General features: G+C 52.9%; 16 protein-coding genes. All 16 read left to right on the forward strand.

The window, feature by feature from the left end; translation table 11 throughout:
* Window positions 1–45 precede the first annotated feature (45 nt).
* Window positions 46–1080 (forward strand): rod shape-determining protein, encoded by a 1035-nt coding sequence (locus LKD37_RS00095; RefSeq protein WP_302927489.1) that lies wholly within the window; start codon window positions 46–48, stop codon window positions 1078–1080.
* Window positions 1081–1462: 382 nt separating this feature from the next.
* Complete coding sequence (ftsE, locus tag LKD37_RS00100) at window positions 1463–2152, forward strand: cell division ATP-binding protein FtsE (RefSeq protein WP_302927490.1); 690 nt, start codon at window positions 1463–1465, stop codon at window positions 2150–2152.
* Entirely contained in the window at window positions 2145–3026 is an 882-nt protein-coding gene (ftsX, locus tag LKD37_RS00105) for a permease-like cell division protein FtsX (protein ID WP_302927491.1), read from the forward strand. The genes ftsE and ftsX overlap by 8 nt, the downstream gene beginning before the upstream one ends.
* A gap of 17 nt (window positions 3027–3043) precedes the next feature.
* On the forward strand, window positions 3044–4186 hold the full coding sequence (locus LKD37_RS00110) for a murein hydrolase activator EnvC family protein (protein ID WP_302927492.1): 1143 nt from the start codon (window positions 3044–3046) through the stop codon (window positions 4184–4186).
* A gap of 302 nt (window positions 4187–4488) precedes the next feature.
* Complete coding sequence (locus tag LKD37_RS00115; RefSeq protein WP_302927493.1) at window positions 4489–5145, forward strand: hypothetical protein; 657 nt, start codon at window positions 4489–4491, stop codon at window positions 5143–5145.
* Window positions 5146–5223: 78 nt separating this feature from the next.
* A complete protein-coding gene (gene greA / locus LKD37_RS00120) occupies window positions 5224–5706 on the forward strand; it encodes a transcription elongation factor GreA (protein ID WP_302927494.1) in 483 nt (160 codons plus the stop codon).
* A 20-nt stretch (window positions 5707–5726) separates the two neighbouring features.
* Entirely contained in the window at window positions 5727–7655 is a 1929-nt protein-coding gene (gene lysS, locus LKD37_RS00125) for a lysine--tRNA ligase (RefSeq protein WP_302927495.1), read from the forward strand.
* Between the two features lie 253 nt (window positions 7656–7908).
* On the forward strand, window positions 7909–9309 hold the full coding sequence (locus LKD37_RS00130; protein WP_302927496.1) for a zinc-ribbon domain-containing protein: 1401 nt from the start codon (window positions 7909–7911) through the stop codon (window positions 9307–9309).
* Window positions 9310–9322: 13 nt separating this feature from the next.
* Window positions 9323–9502 (forward strand): hypothetical protein, encoded by a 180-nt coding sequence (locus tag LKD37_RS00135; protein WP_196854528.1) that lies wholly within the window; start codon window positions 9323–9325, stop codon window positions 9500–9502.
* 564 nt (window positions 9503–10066) lie between these two features.
* On the forward strand, window positions 10067–10897 hold the full coding sequence (locus LKD37_RS00140; protein WP_197049469.1) for a ParA family protein: 831 nt from the start codon (window positions 10067–10069) through the stop codon (window positions 10895–10897).
* Window positions 10848–11789 carry a ParB/RepB/Spo0J family partition protein gene (locus LKD37_RS00145; RefSeq protein WP_302927497.1) on the forward strand — a complete coding sequence of 314 codons (942 nt, stop codon included), beginning with the start codon at window positions 10848–10850 and terminating at the stop codon, window positions 11787–11789. Before LKD37_RS00140 ends, LKD37_RS00145 begins: the two co-directional genes overlap by 50 nt.
* A gap of 244 nt (window positions 11790–12033) precedes the next feature.
* Complete coding sequence (locus tag LKD37_RS00150; protein ID WP_302927498.1) at window positions 12034–12693, forward strand: hypothetical protein; 660 nt, start codon at window positions 12034–12036, stop codon at window positions 12691–12693.
* 68 nt (window positions 12694–12761) lie between these two features.
* Window positions 12762–17012: a SpaA isopeptide-forming pilin-related protein gene (locus LKD37_RS00155; protein WP_302927499.1), complete on the forward strand. Its 4251-nt coding sequence runs from the start codon at window positions 12762–12764 to the stop codon at window positions 17010–17012.
* Window positions 17013–17166: 154 nt separating this feature from the next.
* Window positions 17167–17478 carry a hypothetical protein gene (locus tag LKD37_RS00160; protein WP_055194961.1) on the forward strand — a complete coding sequence of 104 codons (312 nt, stop codon included), beginning with the start codon at window positions 17167–17169 and terminating at the stop codon, window positions 17476–17478.
* Between the two features lie 17 nt (window positions 17479–17495).
* Window positions 17496–17750: a hypothetical protein gene (locus tag LKD37_RS00165; protein WP_302927500.1), complete on the forward strand. Its 255-nt coding sequence runs from the start codon at window positions 17496–17498 to the stop codon at window positions 17748–17750.
* On the forward strand, window positions 17719–18303 hold the full coding sequence (locus tag LKD37_RS00170) for a hypothetical protein (RefSeq protein WP_207642805.1): 585 nt from the start codon (window positions 17719–17721) through the stop codon (window positions 18301–18303). The genes LKD37_RS00165 and LKD37_RS00170 overlap by 32 nt, the downstream gene beginning before the upstream one ends.
* Window position 18304 lies beyond the last annotated feature (1 nt).

Consider the following 18304-nt stretch of genomic DNA (forward strand, 5'->3'; position numbering starts at 1 on the left):
CTCCCCGGGGCCGTGGTCCATATCAGAAAAATGAGGTGCAGCATTATGTGTTCTTTAGCAAAGGATATCGGTATCGACCTGGGTACCGCATCGGTGTTGGTATATGTCAAGGGTAAGGGCGTTGTGCTCAATGAGCCCTCCGTGGTGGCCATCAACAAGGACGACGGCCGCCTGCTCAGCGTGGGCGCAGACGCCCAGGCCATGCTGGGCCGTACCCCCGGCAACATCGTGGCCATCCGTCCCCTGCGTGAGGGCGTCATCTCCGACTACGACATGACCGAGCGGATGCTCAAGGAGTTCATCCGCAAGGTCAGCGGCAGCTTCCACCACATCTTCAAGCCCCGTGTCATCATCTGCGTTCCCTCCGGCATCACCGAGGTGGAGGAGCGCGCCGTGGTGGACGCGGGCCTGCAGTCCGGCGCCAGCCATGTGTATCTGATCGAGGAGCCTGTGGCCGCGGCCATCGGTGCCGGCATCGACATCACCAAGCCCGAGGGCCACATGGTGGTAGACATCGGCGGCGGCACCAGCGACATTGCCGTGATCTCCCTGAAGGGCGTGGTGGAAAGCGCCTCCATCAAGGTGGCCGGCGACCAGTTCAACGAAGCCATCGTCAAATACATGCGCCGCAAGCACAACATCCTCATCGGCGAGCGCACCGCCGAGCAGATGAAGATGCAGATCGGCTGCGTCTTCCCCAAGGAGGAGGAGACCACCATCGAGATCAAGGGCCGCTGCCTGATGACCGGCCTGCCCAAGACCATCACCGTCACCTCCACCGAGATGCTGGAGGCCTTTGAGGAGCCGGTGGAGCGCATTCTGGAGGCGATTCACGGCGTTCTGGAGCGCACCCCGCCGGAGCTGGTGGCGGATATCGCCAACAACGGCATCGTCATGACCGGCGGCGGCAGCCTGGTGGACGGCTTCGACAAGCTCATCACCGCCCGCACCGGCATCCACACCGTGGTGGCCGAAAATGCCATCAGCTGCGTGGCCATCGGCACCGGCAAGAGCCTGGATTCCGTCCACGAGATGAACGACGGCACCGTGAACCTCTCCCGCCGCAAGCAGATGAACTGAATCACAGCCGAAACCCCGCAGGCCGCCGGTGATACCGGCGGCCTGTTCAGCTTGTCAAAAAAGTTTTTTGACAAGCTGCGTGCGGTTTTTCAGAACTTTTTAAGTTCTGAAAAACCTGTGATTGCAAACGAAAGACACCCCTGATGGGTTTCTTTCGTAACTATCTTCCTTTCCGATAGCGGGAGAGTCCCATTTTTTCGGCGGCCTGTTTTTCCGTCTGGCAGATTTTCCATATTTTACCGCCTGCATTCACAAAGATTTAATATTTTTTTTGTTGCCATTTTGTAACTTTTTGTTTATAATGTTTCCGTGAAGTAAAAAAAGGCCGAATGACGACGCCTGTCAAAGGGCATCGTGTGTGCATACATCGAGGTATTATCCCATGATCAGAATGACAAATGTTGAAAAAACATACGAAAATGGCACCCATGCGTTAAATGGCATTTCTTTTGAGATTCAGGACGGGGAATTCGTGTTCCTGGTGGGCCCCTCCGGCAGCGGAAAGTCCACCATCATCAAGCTGCTGACCGGCGAGCTGGTGCCCTCCCGGGGCCGGGTGATGATCAACGGCTTCTCCATGAGCAACATCACCCGGCGTCAGATTCCCCTGATGCGCCGCACCGTGGGGGTGATTTTCCAGGATTTCCGCCTGATCGGCAACAAAACCGTGTACGACAATCTGAGCCTGGCCATGCGGGCGGTGGGGGCCTCCGCCAGGGAGATCAAAAGCCGCATCCCCTATGTGCTGGGCCTGGTGGGGCTGGACGGCAAGGGCCGCCGGTTCCCTGATGAGCTGTCCGGCGGCGAGCAGCAGAGAGTGGCCATCGCCCGGGCCCTGGTGAACAATCCCAGCACCATCGTGGCCGACGAGCCCACCGGCAACCTGGACCCCGCCCGCTCTCTGGAGATCATGACCCTGCTGGAGCGCATCAACGCCCTGGGCACCACCGTGGTGGTGGTGACCCACGAAAAGAGCCTGGTGAATCATTTTGACAAGCGGGTCATTATGATCGACCACGGCGTGGTAGCCGCCACCGGCGTGGGCAGATACGAGGTGGCCGCCCATGCGTAATTTCCGTTATTTCTTCCGGGAGGGCGTGGGCAATATGCTGTCCCACGGGTTCATGTCCTTTGCCGCCATCGGCGTCACCGTGGCGTGCCTGCTGATTATGGGCACCTTCTCGCTAGTGGCCTACAACGCCAACATCAACCTGCAGGACCTGCAGAAGGAGAACGCCGTGGTGGCCTTCGTGGACGAGAGCCTCACGGATGAGGAGGCCCAGGGCCTCCAGTCCCAACTGTCGGGCATCTCCGGCGTGGCGGACTGCACCTTCGTCTCCCGGCAGGAGGCCCGGGACGAATATGTGGACCAGTATAACGAGGACGACCTGTACAGCGACCTGGACCCCACCATCTTCCGCCACCGCTATGTGATGCACCTGACGGACCTGAAGCTCATGGACCAGGTGGTGCAGCAGCTGGACGAAACGGAGGGCATCGCCAAGGTCCGAGCGGACCAGGACATCTCCAACGGCTTCATCACCGTCCGCAACATCGCCAGCGTCATCAGCATCGCCCTGATCGCCATTCTGCTGATCATCTCCGTGTTCATCATTTCCAACACCATCAAGCTCACCACCTTTGACCGGCGGGACGAGATCGCCATCATGAAAATGGTGGGGGCTACCGATGGCTTCATCCGCTGGCCCTTCGTGTATGAGGGCCTGCTGCTGGGACTCATCGGCGCGGTGGTGGCCTTCGGGCTCCAGTGGCTGCTGTATGCCGCCGTATCCCAGGGCATCGCCAATTCCGACACCATGCAGCTGCTGCGGGTGGTGGACTTCCGTCAGATCTGGGCCCCGGTGGCGGCGGTATTCGCCGGGGTGGGCATCCTGGTGGGCGTGGGCGGCAGCCTCACCGCCATCCGAAAATTCCTGCGGGTATAAAAAGAGAGGAGACCGTCATGAAACAGAAAATCAAACGCCTGACCGCCCTGGTGTGCGCCGTGGCCATGATGGCCGCCCTGTGTCTGGCCCTGCGGCCGGTGGACACGGCCTACGGCGCCAGTCTCAATGACCAGCTGGCCGAGACCCGTGCCAAAAAGCAGGAGATTCAGCAGCAGCTGGACCAGATCAAGTCCGACAAGGCCAAGGCCCTGGAGCAGAAGGAGCTGCTGGACCAGCAGGCCGCCGTCATCGCCCAGCAGATCGACCTGCTGGAGCTGCAGATCAAGGACACTCAGGACCGCATCACCGAAAACGAGGCCCAGGAGGAGCAGCAGTATCAGCTGTTCTGCCGCCAGGTGCGGCAGGAGGAGGAGCGGGGCACCGTTTCCTACTGGTCCGTGCTGTTCAAGGCTACGGGCTTTGCCGACCTCCTCAGCCGCATGGATTTTATCAACGAGATCGTGGAGCACGACCAGAGCGTCATCGACCAGCTGCGCACCCTGCGGGAGCAGCTGGCCCAGGATAAGGCGGACCTGGAGCAGCAGCAGGCGGAGCTTACCGCCAGCAAGACAGAGCTGGACGCCCAGGTGGCCGAGGCTACCCGGGTGTTTGAGGAGTATGCCGCCAGCGAGGCAGGCCAGCAGGCACTGCTGAACCAGCAGGCCGCCCGGGAGAAGGAGCTTCAGGAGGAGATCCGCAAGTCCGAGGAAGCCAACCGCAACAACCAGACCGCCGTGGGCGGCTTCATCTGGCCCACCGCCTGCCGCCTGATCACCGGCGGCTACGGCGGCCGCGACGCACCGTGCCCCGGCGCCAGCACCTATCATCTGGGTGTGGACATCGGCGCCTCCTGGGGCTCCGACATTTACGCCACCAAAGCAGGCACCGTGAAGGTGGCCAACGAGGGCTGGAACTATGGCCTGGGCTATTGCGTGAAGATTCAGCATGACGACGGCACCAGCACGGTGTACGGCCACATGAGCCGGGTCATCGCCGTAGTAGGCCAGCGGGTGGCCCAGGGTCAGGTCATCGGAAAGATAGGCTCCACCGGCGTTTCCACCGGCCCCCACCTGCACTATGAGATCCGCATCGGCGGCGTTAACGGTACCGCTGTGAACCCCCTGCCCTACCTCCCCGGCTACATCCGTTACGGCTGGTAAAATTCCGTATATTTTCCCCTCCTGCCTTATAAAATAAGGCGGGAGGGGATTTTTATGCGAAAAAAGCCTCGCAGAGTTCGCGGCCCGCAGGTCGCGAATCAAGTCAAATCCATTTTTCGCGGCGGCATCCCCCAAGGGGACTTCCGCTGGGCGTGTACGTCACGAAAAATACTTTGCGCGGAGAGAGTGTGCCCGAATGGGCTTAAAAGGCCATTCGGACGCGCGGTTCGGAGCGAATGACTTTTTGTTCCAAAAGAGCATTGCTCTTTTGGAACAGGATTAAGGCGGGAGGGGATTTTTTTATGCTGGGATATGTGCATCTGACCGCCGGACGCCCGGTGCTGGAGCGCCGCGCCGCCGCCGGTATGACCTACTGGGCCCTGGAGGGGGACCTGGACGGGGGCCTGTTTCCCGGGCGGCGTCTGCGGCGGTGGATCGGGCGGCTGGAGCGCTGCGGGGTGTCCCACGCCGCCCTGCCGCCGGGCCGGGAGGGGGATTTTGCCCCTCTGCGTCCGGTTCTGCCGGACGGACTGCGGCTGGCCCTGCTGCCGCAATTGCTGGACGCCCTGGCCCCCGCCGGGGACACGGCCCTGCTGCTGGCGGACTGCGCCGACAGCCGGGCTCTGCTGGCGGCCCAGGTCCTGGCCCGGCGCTTCCGGCGCCTGCGGCTGGAGACAGGAGCGGGGCAGGAAGCCCTGGAGCGGCAGCTGCTGCGGCAGCTGGGACTTACCACCGGCGGCGGCCCCGCCGCCGTCACCGTGACCTTCGGCCCGCCGCCCCGGGAGGGCCTGCCCCTGTACCTGACCCCCGACTGCGCCCTGCGCCAGGAGGTACGGTACGCCTGGCCGGACCCGTCCCAGGCCCCGCCGCCGGAGGGGCTTCTGTCCCTGTTGCACCGGGCCTGCCGCCTGCCGGAGATCTGCGTCAAATCCGTGGAAACCCTTGACATCGGTCCATAAAATTACTATAATGCAACGTGACATATTATAGGTATATCGTGGCCGCCTTCCGGCGGGCACCCGAAAGGAATGGATCATATGGCAACCGTAAAAGAATTCAGAATGAGCCAGGAGCGCTATGACGAGCTCAAAAAAGAACTGGACTACAGCAAAACCACTCGCGCCGACGAGATCGCCGAGCTGATCAAAGAGGCCCGTGGCTTCGGCGACCTGTCCGAAAACAGCGAGTATGACGAGGCGAAAAACGAGCAGGGCAAGCTCTATTCCCGCATTGCCGAGCTGGAGGAGATTCTGCTCCACGCCGTCATTGTGGACGAGTCCGAGATGGACTCCGACAAAATCTCCATCGGCTGCCGTGTGGTGGTCACCAATCTGGATAACGGCAAACAGCTGCCGGAATACACCATCGTCGGCTCCCAGGAGGCCAACGTCATGGAGCGCAAGGTGTCCGAGGATTCCCCCTTCGGCAAGGCCCTGATGGGCACCAAGGCCGGTGACGAGATCACCGTGGAAGCCCCCCGGGGCGTCATCCACTACCGTGTGGACACCATCGAACGATAACAAGAGAGGAGAACTGCACCATGGCAGAACAGAATACACAGCAGGACCTGCGGGAAATTCTCCAGATCCGCCGGGACAAGCTCAAGGCCCTGCAGGACGCGGGGATGAACCCCTTTGAGATCACCCGCTACGACGTGACCCACCACGCCCAGGAGGTCAAGGACAACTTCGACGCCCTGGAGGGGCAGACCGTGTCCCTGGGCGGCCGCCTGATGTCCAAGCGCGGCATGGGCAAGGTGTCCTTCTGCGATTTGCAGGACAAGTCCGGCCGCATCCAGATCTACGCCCGCAGGGACGAGATGGACGAGGAGGCCTATAACCGCTTCAAGAAGTACGACATCGGCGACATTGTGGGCGTCAGGGGCGAGGTGTTCCGCACCCAGAAGGGCGAGATGAGCATCCGCGCCCACGAGATCACCCTGCTCAGCAAGTCCCTCCAGCCCCTGCCCGAGAAGTTCCACGGCCTCACCGACAAGGAGCTGCGCTATCGCCAGCGGTATGTGGACCTGATCATGAACCCCGAATCCAAGCGGAATTTTGAGATCCGCAGCAAGTTTGTGGCCTTCCTGCGCCGTTATCTGGACAACCTGGGCTTTATGGAGGTGGAGACCCCCGTGCTCAGCCCCATCGCCGGCGGCGCCAACGCCCGGCCCTTCATCACCCACCACAACACCCTGGATATCGACATGTATATGCGCATCGCCACGGAGCTGCACCTGAAGCGGCTGATCGTGGGCGGCATGGAGCGGGTGTATGAGGTGGGCCGCATCTTCCGCAACGAGGGCATGGACACCAAGCACAACCCCGAGTTCACCACCTGCGAGCTGTATCAGGCGTTTACCAATCTGGACGGCATGATGGACATTCTGGAGGGCATCCTCACGGGAGCCGCCAAGGAGATTCTGGGCACCTATCAGGTCACCTGGATGGGCCACGACATCGACCTGACCCCCAGCTGGCAGCGCGTCACCATGGCCGACGCCGTGAAGAACGTCACCGGGGCCGACTTTATGGCCTGCATCGGCGACGCCGACCGGGGCGTGGAGCTGGCCCGCAGCGTGGGCGTGGATATGGACGGCGTGCCCCACACCTGGGGCAACGCCCTGTATGAGACCTTCGACCAGAAGGTGGAGGAGACGCTGATCCAGCCTACCTTCATCACCATGTACCCCGTGGAGGTCAGCCCCCTGGCCAAGCGCAGTCCCGCCCAGCCGGAGCTTACCGAGCGATATGAGATGTTCATCTGCGGCTGCGAGATGGGCAACGCCTTCTCCGAGCTCAACGACCCCATCGACCAGTATCAGCGCTTCAAGGCCCAGGCCGAGAAGCGCGCCAACGGCGACGACGAGGCCGACATGATGGATGAGGACTTTGTCCTGGCCCTGGAATACGGCATGCCGCCTACCGGCGGCCTGGGCTTCGGTATCGACCGCTGCGCCATGATGCTCTGCGGCACCGACTCCATCCGGGACGTGATCCTGTTCCCGACAATGAAACCCTTGAATGGTGTAAAGGACGAAAATGGTGTAAACAAAACCGAGTCCGAAGCGCCAAAAACCGAGCCGGAAAAGATAGATTTCTCCAAAGTAGAGATCGAGCCTTTGTTCAAGGATTTCGTAGATTTTGAGACTTTCTCTAAGTCCGATTTCCGGGCGGTCAAGGTGCTTGCCTGCGAAGCCGTACCGAAGTCCAAGAAGCTTTTGAAGTTCACCTTAGACGATGGTACAGGCGAAAACAGGACGATTTTAAGCGGTATTCACGCCTATTACGAGCCGGAGGAGCTTGTCGGCAAGACCTGTATCGCTATTACCAATCTTCCGCCAAGACCGATGATGGGCATTGATTCCTGCGGTATGCTGATCAGTGCGGTACACCACGAAGAAGGCGAAGAAAAGCTCCATCTTCTGATGGTAGATGACCATATTCCGGCGGGCGCAAAGCTCTACTAAAACGAGATGTACTTCATTTTCCGAAAACCTCGGATTTTACACAAATACACCAATTTTACACCAATCGGTGCTAAAATCGGTGCAGCAACAAAAAAATCGCATAATTTTTAGTTTCACACCGCCCCTGAGAAGGTATAGCTTCTCAGGGGCTTCTGTATTTTCTCATAGTTTTTACTCGCCTCGTCGCAAACTATACCAATCTACGCTTTCCCAATATAATGAAGCTAATCGCAGAGGAAGGAGAGGATTGAGTATGAGCAATATTTTATCAGAGGTACACCCTGAGCTTGTTGCAGAATGGTCGGATAAAAACCTGCCGCTTACACCGGATAGAATTACATACGGCTCAAACAAAGTCGTTTGGTGGAAAGGCGCTTGCGGTCACGAATGGCAGACAAGTGTTAAAGCTCGTTCAAACGGCGAAAACTGCCCAATCTGCTCAGGCGCAAGAGTGATAGAGGGTATCAATGATCTGGCAACGCTGAAGCCGGAGCTGGCTGATGAATGGTCGAGTAAGAATGATCCGCTGAAACCGACAATGGTAACGACAGGCTCACACAAGAAAGTGATTTGGCAGGATAAATATGGTCACGAATGGACAGCAACGGTTAAGAGCAGGGCGTTAAACGGCACAGGCTGTCCGTATTGCTCCCATAATAAAGTCTTAGTAGGATTTAATGACCTTGCCTCACAGCGCCCTCAAATCGCTTCTGAGTGGTCTGAGAGAAATTACCCACTAAAGCCTGATATGGTTACGGTCTTTGCAAATCGGAAGGTATGGTGGCGGTGCAGCAAAGGTCACGAATGGAACACGCTCATTTCCACTCGTTCAGGCGGAAGTGGGTGTCCTTATTGCAGCGGTCAACTTCTGCTGAAAGGATTTAATGATTTCGCTACGACACATCCTCAGCTTGCACAGGAATGGTCAGACCGGAATCTGCCCTTTACTCCTGATATGATAAACGAAAAGTCCCGCAGAAATGTCTGGTGGAAGTGCAGAGAGTGCGGGTATGAATGGCAGTCTGTTGTTTATGCCCGTGTAAAAGGAACGGTATGCCCTGTCTGTGCGGATCGGGCGGTTATGGAAGGGTATAATGATTTAGCAACGACGGACGCACATCTTCTTCCGGAATGGGACTACGAAAAGAACAAAGATATTTCCCCAAACAAAATATCAAGGCACTCAATGCAGAGCGTGTGGTGGAAATGTTCACTCGGACACTCGTGGAAGGCAAAAATTTCAGAAAAAGCGATTGAAGAAAAAGGTTGTAAGGTGTGTGAAAAAGACTATCTGACGGTTTTTCCGAAGCTGGCAGTTATGTATTATGCAGCGAAGAAGCGCATAAAGGTACAGACGGATACGGATAAGATTATCGGCATACCGCTTGAAATCTATTTTCCTGAAGAAAAAGCAGCGATTGAAACGGTTAGTCAGACAGAGAAAGTAGAAACCTTGAAAGCATACCTTTGCAGGAAACGGGAGATCAAACTGATTAAAATCCCATTTACATTAGAAAGCAGCGAAATCGACTTCGCTATGAAAATCAAAAAAGCGTTTCGCAGCTTACATATTTTCATAACCTCGAATGAAGATGAGGATACAGTGTTTATCCGGCAGAGGTTTTTTGAATGGAGAAAAGGACAGATAAAATAAAGGAGACGATTTGATGAAAGACAGGCAATTTCATATCTATCTTGATGACGAGGAGTACGGACAAGTTTTGCAGGCGTTGATCGACCTTAAAAATAATCTGATAGCGCAAGGCAGATATACAGACGCAGTAGATGATGTCCTTATCAAATTTACAAAAGCACGAAAGAAAAAGATTACCGTCCAGTACATCTAAATAAAACCGCAACTATGCCGCTTGTTTCTCTACGGAGAAGCGGGCGGCTTTTTGTCGTTTCAGGAGCAATTTTCAAGGTCAAAAAAATTTTTTTCAAATTTTTTTCGGAAAAGGGGTGATTTTGGGTGTGCATTTTGCCCCCCTTTGTCCAAATGAGTGAAGGGGTTATTTTCCCGCAGGGGATTTCCCCCTTCAAAGTACCTTGAAAATTGAATAGACAGGCGCTAAGGACATTAGTTCTGATGAATAGCCCGAAGGTGGGTACGCCGTGACTTTTCCTATTGATATACGGAGAACGAGCGAGAATCCCCGACCTGAAATTCAGCTTGCTACTGAAACGGCAATGACAGTCAGAATGATAATGATACTTCTCTACGGAGCTGGCGGAGTACCCGGCAGAGGTGAGATTCCTATGATACGGTTTCGCAAACCGTAACCTTAGTGCTTCCCGTACAAAGCAAATCGCTTTCCGCAGGGGGTGTTGAGAACAAATGCTGCGGTCTTTACATAGCCGTCTCTTATTGAGGCAGGCTGTGAAATCTATGAAAGGAGGTAAAGCCGGAGATGTCAAACTGCAAGACGATTGCGGTATGCAATCAAAAAGGCGGTGTGGGCAAGACCACGACTACGGTTAATTTAGGCATTGGACTTGCTATGCAAGGGAAAAAGGTGCTTCTGATTGACGCTGATCCGCAAGGAGATTTAACGACCTGTCTCGGCTGGAGGGATACAGACAGCCTTTCCGTAACGCTGACAGAGAAGCTTCAGGCAATCATATCGGAGCAGGAGCAAAATCCCTTTGACGGTATCCTGCAACATAAAGAGAAGGTAGACCTTGTACCGTCCAATCTCAGCCTATCGTCATTGGAAATGACGCTTGTAACGGCGATGAGCCGAGAAAGCGTCCTGAAGAATTATCTGAGCCTTGTAAAAGACAAGTACGATTATGTCCTTATTGACTGTATGCCGAGCTTGGGTATGATTACCTTTAACGCTCTAACGGCGGCGGACAGCGTGATTATCCCCGTTCAGGCGCAGTATCTTCCCGCTAAGGGAATGACGCAGCTTTTGGGGACGATTGCGAAAGTGAGGAAACATACAAACGCCGATTTGAAAATCGACGGTATTCTTCTGACGCTTGTGGACGGAAGGACAAATCTTGCGAAAAGCACAGTGGAAGCGCTCAGGGAGAATTTCGGCAGCCATATCAGGATATATAGATCAATGATACCGGCAGCCGTAAAAGCCGCAGAGGTATCTTCTAAAGGCACAAGTATCTACGCCTATGAGCCGAACAGTCCGGTGTCTAAGGCTTACGCCAGTTTCACAAAGGAGGTGTTAGCCGATGGCAGGCAGAAAGAGCGACTTCACGCTGCCCACGAACACGCTCGATGAATTGTTTTCCTCTCAGGAGGAAAGGGACGAAGCGAAGCTGTCAAAAATCAGGGATATTCCGCTTGAGGAAATCGACGATTTCCCCGACCACCCGTTTCAGGTGCGGGAAGATGAGGATATGTTTCAGCTTGTGGAAAGTATCAAAGAGCGTGGCGTGATTACTCCCGCTACCGTAAGGCAGAAGGAGGACGGAAGATACGAGCTTATTTCAGGACACAGGCGAAAAAGGGCTTGTGAGCTTGCCGGATTTGAAACGCTCAGATGTGAGGTGGTAGACCTCGACCGTGATGAAGCGACGATTTTAATGGTCGAAAGCAACTTCCAACGGTCGCAGATACTTCCCTCGGAGAAAGCTCACGCATATAAAATGCGGCTGGACGCTATGAAAAGACAAGGACAGAGAACAGATTTAACTTCGTCCCCACTGGGGACAAAGTTGAGAACGGCTGATGAACTTGCACAAGAATGTGGTGATAGCCGAAATCAGATACACAGATATATCCGTCTCACAAACCTTGTCCCCGAACTGCTTGAATTTGTGGACGAGGGCAGGATTAAAATGCGCCCCGCCGTTGAGCTGTCCTATCTGAACGAGGACTGCCAGAGGGATTTGGTGGACGAAATCGACTTAAACGACTGTACCCCGTCCCACGATCAGGCAATCCGTATGCGGAAGTTTTTTGAGGAAGGCAAGCTGACTACGGAGGCAATCTCTGCGATTATGAGCGAGGAAAAGCCGAATCAGCGTGAGAAGATTGTTTTGCGTGGGGACAGGGTGCGAAGCCTGATACCGAAAAATATCCCCATCAACCAAACGGAGGAGTATGTCTGCAAGGCGCTGGAGCATTACAACAAGTTTTTGCGTAACCGTGCCGAGCGTGACAGCAGGTAAGCTGGAGTGTGTTTTTCTTCTTCCCCTTCCTCACACTCCAACCCCTAAACTACCTGACTATCCGAAAGAATAAATCTATCTCTCCTGATTACAGCTATCTCACCTAACGCAATCTATCTCAGGGAAACGCACCATTCCAAAGCACAGGAGGTATGCCCTATGATGTAAGATTAACCTTCGTTTCACACCTTTGCCTGAAACGCTGTTTCGCATTACAATGGCGGCAGAAAAGGAGTGAAGCGCAATGAAAACAAAAACGATTGCTTTTTTAACGGCTCTTTTGCTGATCGTGCTTGCAGGCTGCAACAATGCCCCGCCGAATGAAGATAAGCCGCAGCCGTTTTCTTTTTCGGAGAGTGTTCAAAGTGCCTCTGAATCCGAAGCGCCTGCGGAAAAGGAAAGCAAGGAGGTTGAAACAACGCCTGAAGCCGTGCAGGAAGCAAAGCCGGAAAAGCAGGAAGAAACGACGGAAACGGATACGGTCAGCACCGAACAGCCTCAGACTGCTTCTGTAACCGGGCAGGCGGCACAGCACGCCGAACAACCCGATAAAGCGGACAAGACCGAACATTCCATATCCACACCGCAGCCGGATATTCCAAAAGAAAGCGAAACGCCTGCGCCGCCTGAAACGGAAGAAACGCCGAGCGAAACCGACTTTGACATTAACTACTGGATTTCCTTTGCAAAAGACTACGCTCAGAGCGTGGGGCTTCTGTTAGACAGCGAGGCGGTTTACTGTTGGGATAATCCGATCTGTGCCGGAGCGCACTGCAAATATCTTGAAAGGGATATTCACAGTCGCTTAGATCGGTACAAGGCTGACGAAGAAATCACAGCCGTATGGATTTGGGCGGAGGAAGTCTCTGACGGACTTTACGACATCTATATCGGCTACGCTTAAATTAAATATTCCATTTTGAGGACGCACCGAAAAAACGGTGCGTTTTTTCATTTCAAGGAGGATTTCAGATGAAAATTAAGAAACCAAAGCGCATTATGTCGCTGTTTCTTGCGGCGCTGATGTGCGTGACTTCCCTTGTGGGAATGGGTACGACCGCCTACGCCGCAGAGGAAACGGACGATGTGTACCTTATCTCGTTCCCCCGTGACGGGGACTCGAATTACAACGCCGAATGGGGACACGGAAGCCTTACCTTTATGAACGGCTGGAAAACAGGCAATTCCCGTTATACAACCGTCCGTGCGATGGGATCATATACGGGAAATATCTGCTACTGCATTGAGATTGGCGTCCCGCAGCAGACCGGAGACAGCTTTACCAAAAAGGGCGAGAATTTTTGGGACAACTACCCTTCGTCCTATAACAGCACCATTTCTCCTGACGATATTAAGCTGTTCATCGGTCGTATCTTCCAGTACGGCTATACGGGAACCATCTCAACCTCGTGGCGTTCTCAGAACGAGGGCGGCGATAAGCTGGCTCACGCAGTCGCTACACAGCTTCTCATTTGGGAAACCGTCATCGGCGAGCGTGATGAAAACTTTAACAAGGTCAGCACAGGCGGTAGGGACGCTGTTTTGGATCAGATCAGCCGTAGCCACCCGCTTTATGATAAGATTATGAGCTACTACAACTCAATGGCGGCAAGTGTGCAGAAACACTCCAAGCTGCCGAGCTTCCTTACCAAAACGCCGGGGAGCGCACAGGAAATCGAGCTTGAATGGGATGGCTCTAAGTACACGGTTACGCTGACGGACAGCAACAATGTCCTTTCAGGATATAAGTTTTCGTCCAATGATTCGGGCGTTCAGTTCTCCGTAAGCGGCAACAAGCTGACGATCACTGCCGAGAAAGCGCCGAGCGACGGGCTGACGATTACCGCCGAGAAAACAGCGCAGAGAAAAGGCGTTATCACTTGGACGGACGGTATCTATGGACCGAACGGCGGTGTGCAGGATACCGTAACCTATGCTCAGACGGTCAATGATCCGGTTAAGGGATTCCTTAAGTTAAAGGTTTCCTATGGATCAGCGAAAATCGTCAAAACCAGTGAGGACGGAAAAGTTGACGGTATTTCCTTCCGTATTCAGGGCAACGGCATTGATAAAACCGTTAAGACAGAAAACGGCGGTCAGATTCAGGTAGATAACCTAATGCCCGGAGTATATACCGTAACCGAGCAGGAATATGACCGCTACGAGCCGCAGGAGTCCCGCAGAGTAACCGTAGTTGCGGGGCAGGTTGCGACCGTCAATTTCAACAATACGCTGAAGCGTGGCGATATTGAGGTTATCAAATCCTCGGAGGATAACTTCAATGAGGGCGTGACCTTCCACCTTTACGGCACATCGCTCTCCGGTATTGCCGTGGACGAGTATGCAGTTACGGATAAAAACGGTGTGGCGACCTTTGAAGATGTGCTGATTAGCGGCACAACGCCGTACACCATCGAGGAAGTGGATACAGCTATTCGCTATGTCGTTCCCGCAGATCAGACCGCACCCGTCAAGTGGAATGAGGTCACTACCCGCAATTTCACGAATATCCTGAAGAAGTTTACCGTTACCGTGACCAAGAGCGACGCTGAGACGGGAACGGCTCAGGGGAACGCCTCGCTTGCAGGTGCAAAATACGGGATTTTCAAAGGCGACCAGCTCATTGACGAATACTATACCGATGAAAACGGTCAGTTCGTCACGCAAGAATATATCTGCGGCTCGGATTGGACAATTAAGGAACTTGAGCCGAGCGAAGGCTATTTGCTCGATCCGACCGTCCACAAGGTCGGTGCAGATGCGGAGCTTTATACCATTGAGCATAATCAGACCGCAAATGATGTAATTGAACAGGTTATCAAGGGCAATATCGCCATTATCAAACATACGGACGATGGCGAAACACAGATTGAAACGCCCGAAGAAGGCGCTGTATTTGAAGTGTATCTCAAATCCGCAGGCTCTTTTGAAAACGCAAAGGAATCTGAGCGTGATACTCTGACCTGCGACGAGAACGGCTTTGCACAGACAAAGGATATGCCTTACGGCACATATACCGTCCATCAGGTGTCCGGTTGGGAAGGCAGAGAATTGATGGACGATTTTGATGTGTTCATCGCAAAAGACGCTCAGACCTACCGCTATCTGATTAACAACAGTAATTTTGAAAGCTATATCCAAGTAGTCAAGGTAGACGCAGAAACGGGCAAGACTATTCCCTATGCGGGCGCAGGATTCCAGATTTATGATCCGTCCGGCAATCTTATCACGATGGAGTTTACCTATCCTACCCCGACAACCGTTGACACTTTCTATACCGACGCTAACGGCTCGCTCGTAACGCCGGAGAAGCTGCCATACGGTCAGGGCTACTCTATCGTTGAGGTACAGAGTCCTTATGGATATGTTCTTGATTCCACACCCGTCTATTTTGATGTAGCGGAAGAAAATTCTTCTGAGGAAAGCGGGGTAACAGTGATAAAAGTCGAAAAGACCAATATGCCGCAAAAAGGCACGATTAGTATTGAAAAGACGGGCGAAGTGTTCTTCGGTGTCTCAGTAAGCGGCGGAACAGATGAAAACGGGCAGGAACTTCCCGTTATCTATCAACCGATCTATGAAACACAGGGACTTCCTGATACTGTCTATGAAATCCGTGCCGCCGAAGATGTGGTAACGCCTGACGGTACGCTGAGATACAGTAAGGGCGAGCTGGTCGATACGGTTACAACCGATGAAATGGGTTTTGCTGAGAGCAAGGAACTCTACCTCGGAAAATACGAGGTAAAAGAGGTTAAGGCAGGCTACGGAATGGTATTAAGCGATGAAGTCCATACCGTAGAACTTATTTACGCCGGACAAAATGTAGCCGTAACCGAAACGGCGAGTTCCTTTGTCAATGAAAGACAGAAGGTTGAAGTAAGCTTTGAAAAAGCACTGGAAACAAACGAGCTGTTTGGTATCGGCAATAATGGCGAAATCAAAAATATCAGCTTTGGCTTGTTTGCCGATGAGGAACTCGTATCCGCAAGTGGTACTTCCATCCCGAAAGACGGTCTGATCGAAATCATCACGCTTGATGAAAACGGCAAGGCGACCGTTAAAACTGATCTGCCTTTGGGCAGCTATTATGTAAAAGAGCTTGCGACAGACGAGCATTATCAGCTTAGCGGCGAAAAATATCCCGTTGTATTTGAATATGCAGGACAGGAAACTGCAACGGTAGCGATTGCAGTGAATAATGGTGAGCCGATGGAAAATAAGCTGATCTACGGCTCTGTATCAGGTAAGAAGGTTGACGGAAACGGCGAAGGACTTGGCGGTGCGCTCATTGGTCTGTTTAAGAGCGATGATGTGGAATTTACCGAAGAAAATGCCCTGATGACCGCCGTATCCGGCGACGATGGCAGCTTCTCCTTTGAGAATGTGCCTTACGGAAACTGGTATATCCGTGAAATCAAGCAGCCGACCGGATTCGTGCTTGATGAAACCGTCTATGATGTAAACATTTCGGAAAACGGGCAGATTGTTGAGATTGAAATCGTCAATGAGCTTATCCGTGGAAATATCGCTTTGACAAAGGTGGACGCTGAATATACAGATACCAAACTGGCAGGCGCTGTTTTTGAAGTCTACAAGGATTCCAATGACAACGGCGAGCTTGACAGTGAGGACGAGCTGATCGGTACGCTGACCGAAAAGGAAATCGGACAGTATGAAATGAATGATCTGCTCTATGGACGCTATTTTGTGAAAGAGACAAAAGCACCGGAGGGCTTCACGCTGGACGAAGGCGTGTATGAAGTGTTTATTGACACCGACGGAAAGACCTATCAGGTCGAAAATACAGAGGGCAAAGGTTTTGCAAATGAACCTATGCGTGGGAACCTGAAAATCGTAAAAACATCGTCTGACGGAAAGGTTGAAGGCTTTGCTTTCCGCATTACCGGAGAGAACGGCTATGATGTTACCCTTGAAACAGACGAAAACGGTGAGATCTTCCTCGAAGGTCTGCGAATCGGCGAATATAAAATTTCCGAGGTGAACAATTCCGCTTCTGCGATGTATATCATGCCCGCCGATAAGGAGGCTGCGGTGCAGATGGGAGCGACTACGATTGTTGAAATGCACAATGAACTGAGAGATACGCCGAAAACCGGAGATGACAGCAAGCTCGGTCTTTGGCTTGCCCTTGCGGGCGTGTCGGCAGCAGGCATTGCGGCTTGCTGTATCCTCGGATTTAAGAAAAAGGAGGATAACTGATGGAACTCAAAGCTATTATTGGAATTGCTTTGGTCGCCTTTATCGTAGGCGGCTTTATCTTTTTGCAGATCCGTAACAGAAAGAAAAAGTAAGAACTTCTACGGGGGGCGGAGTTTAAATACTTCGCCCCTTTTTCTATATTTAGGAGGCTTAGATGAAAAAGCTTGAAACTGTGGAAAACAGGGTGCTTGCGGTTTTAAAGGAACACCCCGAAGCACGAAACGATGATATGAAGCTATATCTGCTCATAAGCAAAGCGTGTATCTATGATACTTACGGTATCGCAGATTTCAGCTTTGAAGATGTGATGAGCAATTACAAGGCTTACGGTATCCCTTGTTTTGAGAGTATCCGAAGGACACGACAAAAAATTCAGGCAAAATACCCTGAACTTGGCTGTTCCCCCGAAGTGCGCAGAGCAAGGCATAAAATGCAGCGTGTCTATTCCGACTACGCTAAGAGCTAAGACAGGAGGTAAAAGAAATGGCAGCGAAAAAAAGTACAAATACCGCTTTGCAGCAGAAAGTAAAGGTGCTTGCAAAACTTTACGATTCCGGCTGCAAAACTGAAAAGGCCTTGAAGGCGCTGAGCCTGCAAAGTATTTTGAAAATCCCCGATATTTCCGTTTCCGATATGACGGTTATTACAGAGCTTCAGGAGCAGATTGCAAAAAACAGGCTCTTTTCCTATTTGGGAGGTGCTGATGATGAGCAGCAGTCAGAACAGAGCGACGGATAAGCATATTATCTGGAGCGATATAAATCTCAACCCTGATGATTGGCGTGACAATTATAAGGATTTCCTTGAAATCAATGAAATTGACGGAGATCCAAACGACGAACATAAGCTGTATGAATATATGGTTGAAACCAATGGCGAGTATCTTTCCGATGAACGGGAAAATCTCAATGTCCAGCTTTCTCAGCCGATTATCGTTATCGGCGACATCGGCAGATGGAACGGCAGAGTGATGGGCTATAAAATGATTGATTCCGGCAACATCAAGGACTGCCTGTATTCCGATACGGATATGACTGAATGGTATGTGGATAAGTACGGCGATCTTCGTGCCGACGCTGTTCATCACGATGGGACAAATCACTATTTGTACCGTGTGTTTAAGGATACTGTTTCGCCGGAACAGATTGAACGATTGCAGGAAAAAATCTATTTTGGAAAAGCTACACGGGCAGATATAACGAAGGTGACAAAACGGCTTGGAGATGAAATTGCGGCAGTCTATGGTTTCCACATACCGAAACAAAGAACAGCAGCCGAGAAAGAGAGGTAAG

It is taken from the genome of Brotocaccenecus cirricatena, assembly GCF_020687045.1.
Lineage (GTDB): Bacteria > Bacillota > Clostridia > Oscillospirales > Oscillospiraceae > Vescimonas > Vescimonas cirricatena.